General features: G+C 66.9%; 2 protein-coding genes and 1 pseudogene. All 3 read left to right on the top strand.

The genetic code is table 11. The features are described from left to right. Nucleotides 1–1,191: glutamate-5-semialdehyde dehydrogenase (locus EOA60_RS26330; protein ID WP_128312134.1), on the top strand; the 1,191-nt coding region annotated here is incomplete at its 5' end. 249 nt (nt 1,192–1,440) lie between these two features. Next, nucleotides 1,441–2,028 (top strand): nicotinate-nucleotide adenylyltransferase, encoded by a 588-nt coding sequence (locus EOA60_RS26340; RefSeq protein WP_067001594.1) that lies wholly within the window; start codon nt 1,441–1,443, stop codon nt 2,026–2,028. Between the two features lie 81 nt (nt 2,029–2,109). Continuing rightward, nucleotides 2,110–2,979 (top strand): annotated as a pseudogene (locus EOA60_RS26345) (MFS transporter); the annotation flags it as partial. Between the last annotated feature and the right edge of the window lie 22 nt (nt 2,980–3,001).

The following is a 3,001-nucleotide window of genomic DNA, read 5'->3' on the forward strand; positions in this document are numbered from 1 at the left end:
GCATCGACCAAGGCCAAGAACGACGCCTTGGCCGCGATGGCCGACGCCATCCTGCGCAACGAGCAGGCGATCCTAGAGGCCAACGCCATCGATATGTCGAACGGCGAGGAAGCCGGGCTGTCCGGTTCCTTCATGGACCGGCTGAAACTCAACCCCTCACGTATCAAGGCGATGGCCGACGGCATTCGCGACATCGCGGCGCTCAAGGATCCGGTCGGCGAGGTAATTGCCGAATGGGACCGGCCGAACGGCCTCCATATCGAGCGCGTGCGCACGCCGCTCGGCGTCATCGGCGTCATCTATGAAAGCCGCCCGAACGTGACGGCGGATGCCGGCGCGCTCTGCCTGAAAGCCGGCAATCCCGTGATCCTGCGCGGCGGCTCTGATTCGATCAATTCGTCGTCGGCTATCCATGCCTGCATGGTCGAAGGGCTGAAGGCAGCCGGCCTGCCGCAAGACGCCATCCAATTGGTGCCGACCACCGACCGCGCCGCGGTCGGCGAGATGCTCAAGGGCCTAGCCGGCAATCTCGACGTCATCATCCCCCGCGGCGGCAAGAGCCTGGTCGGCCGCGTGCAGACCGAGGCGCGCGTGCCGGTCTTTGCCCATCTCGAAGGCATCTGCCATCTCTATGTCGATCGTTCGGCGAAGCTCGACATGGCGGTCCAGATCGCCGTCAACGCCAAGATGCGGCGCACCGGCGTGTGCGGCGCCGCCGAGACGCTGCTCGTCGACCGCGCGGTGGCGTCCACGCATCTGGTGCCGATCCTGGAAGCGTTGCACGCGGCCGGCTGTGAGATCCATGCCGACGTCGAGGTGATGAAAGCCTTTGCCGATGCCAGCCCGGCGACCGACGCCGACTGGGTGACGGAATATCTCGACGCGATCATTGCGGTGAAGCTGGTCGACGGCGTGGCCGGCGCGATCGAGCATATCGAGACCTTCTCCTCGCATCACACCGAGGCGATCGTCGCCGAGGATGCGCAAGCGGCCGACAAGTTCTTCAGCGAGATCGACTCGGCGATTTTGTTGCACAATGCCTCGACACAGTTCGCCGACGGCGGCGAGTTCGGCATGGGCGCCGAGATCGGCATCGCCACCGGCAAGATGCATGCGCGCGGACCGGTCGGCGTCGAGCAACTGACCTCGTTCAAGTACCGCGTGCGCGGGTCGGGGCAGGTGAGGCCTTGATATCGCTTGCCCTAAGAGGCTGAAGCTTGCGCCTAGGCACCCCCCTCCCGCCTGCCGGCCATCTCCCGCGCAAGGGGGGAGATCAGCTGATTTTCCCGGTTTCGCCAGTCGCCAACACTGCAAGATTTGCGACTGCGAAGGAGCTGCCAATCTCCCCCCTGGCGGGGAGGATGCCCGGCAGGGCAGAGGGGGGTGCCTAGCGTCATGCTTTCCCAGCCCGAGCAGCCCGTCCCCGCGCCCTATCTCCACATGCCGCATGCCGGCAAAGGGCTGGCCGTCGGCCTGTTCGGCGGCTCGTTCAACCCGCCGCATGCGGGCCACGCGCTGGTCGCCGAGATTGCGCTGAGAAGGCTGGCCCTCGACCAGCTCTGGTGGATCGTGACGCCCGGCAATCCGCTGAAAAGCGCGCGCGAGCTGGCGCCGCTCGCCGAGCGCATCGTGCTGTCCGAAAAGATCGCCAGGAATCCGAAGATCAAGGTCACTGCCTTCGAGGCGGCGCAGCATGTCCGCTATACCGCGGACACGCTGGCGCTGGTCAAGGCGCGCAATCCGGGCGTCGACTTCGTCTGGATCATGGGCGCGGATTCCTTACGCGACTTCCATCGCTGGCAGCGCTGGCGCGAGATCGTGCTGACCTTCCCGATCGCCGTCATCGACCGACCGGGCGCCACGCTCTCCTTCCTGTCCTCGGTCGTCGCCAAGACCTTCGACTATGCCCGCGTCGATGAAGGCGACGCCCCGCTGCTCGCCCGCATGCGGGCGCCGGCCTGGACCTTCATCCACGGCCCGCGCTCGTCGCTTTCCTCCACCGCGATCCGCAAGGCGGCGAAGGGCTGAGGCCTCCCTTCTCCACAAGGGGCCGAGCGATGTCGCTTTTACGGCGGCCTTTCGCATTCCGATCAGCCAAGCTGCGAGGGCATGCTGACGCAGACCCAAACCGATCCCGGACAATCGGCGCCGCTGATTGCCATTGCCAGCGTCATCGTGTCGATGGCGCTGATCGCGATCGGCAACGGCCTGATGTTCGCCTTCATTCCGGTGCGGCTCGGCGCCGATGGTTTCGATCCGACCTGGGCCGGACTGATCGTCACCGGCCTTTCGGCCGGCGGGCTCGCCGGCTGCATCCTGACCGGACCCTTGGTGCGCCGGGTCGGCCATGCCCGCGCGTTCATGGTGCTTTCGGCGCTGATCGCGCTCTCCAACGTGGCGATCGGCGCCGGACCGATGCCGCTGCTGTGGATCGCGGCGCGGGCGCTCTACGGCTTCGCCATATGCGGCCTCTTCATCGTCGCGCAGAGCTGGCTCAACGACGCCTTGCCGAACGCCATACGCGGCCGGGTGATGGCGGTGTTCTACGTCGCCTATATCGCCGGATTGGGCGTCGGTTATGCGACGCTCGCCGCGATCGACATCCAGACGGCGGCGGCGCCGCTGATCGGCATCGCCTTCACCGAGTTGTCCATCCTGCCGGTGGGCATGACGCGGCTTGCCCAGCCGCCCGCGCCGCAGGCCGCTTCGGTGGCGCTCGGCCAAGCGTGGAGGATCTCGCCAGTCGGCGTCGTCGGCATGCTGGCGGTGGGCGGCCTGTCGATGATCATTTCCGGTTTTGCGCCGATCCACGCCACCGCCAAGGGTTACAGCCAGGCAGAGGTGGCGCTGCTCTTGTCGGCGATGCCGGTCGGCACGCTGATCCTGCAGATACCGCTCGGCTGGCTCTCGGACCGTACCGACCGCCGCTATGTGCTGGCGGGCACGGCGGCGATGGCGGTGGCGGCGAGCCTGCTCGCCAGCACATAGCGGCGGTCGGTAC

It is taken from the genome of Mesorhizobium sp. M1A.F.Ca.IN.020.06.1.1 (assembly GCF_004023265.1).
Lineage (GTDB): Bacteria > Pseudomonadota > Alphaproteobacteria > Rhizobiales > Rhizobiaceae > Mesorhizobium.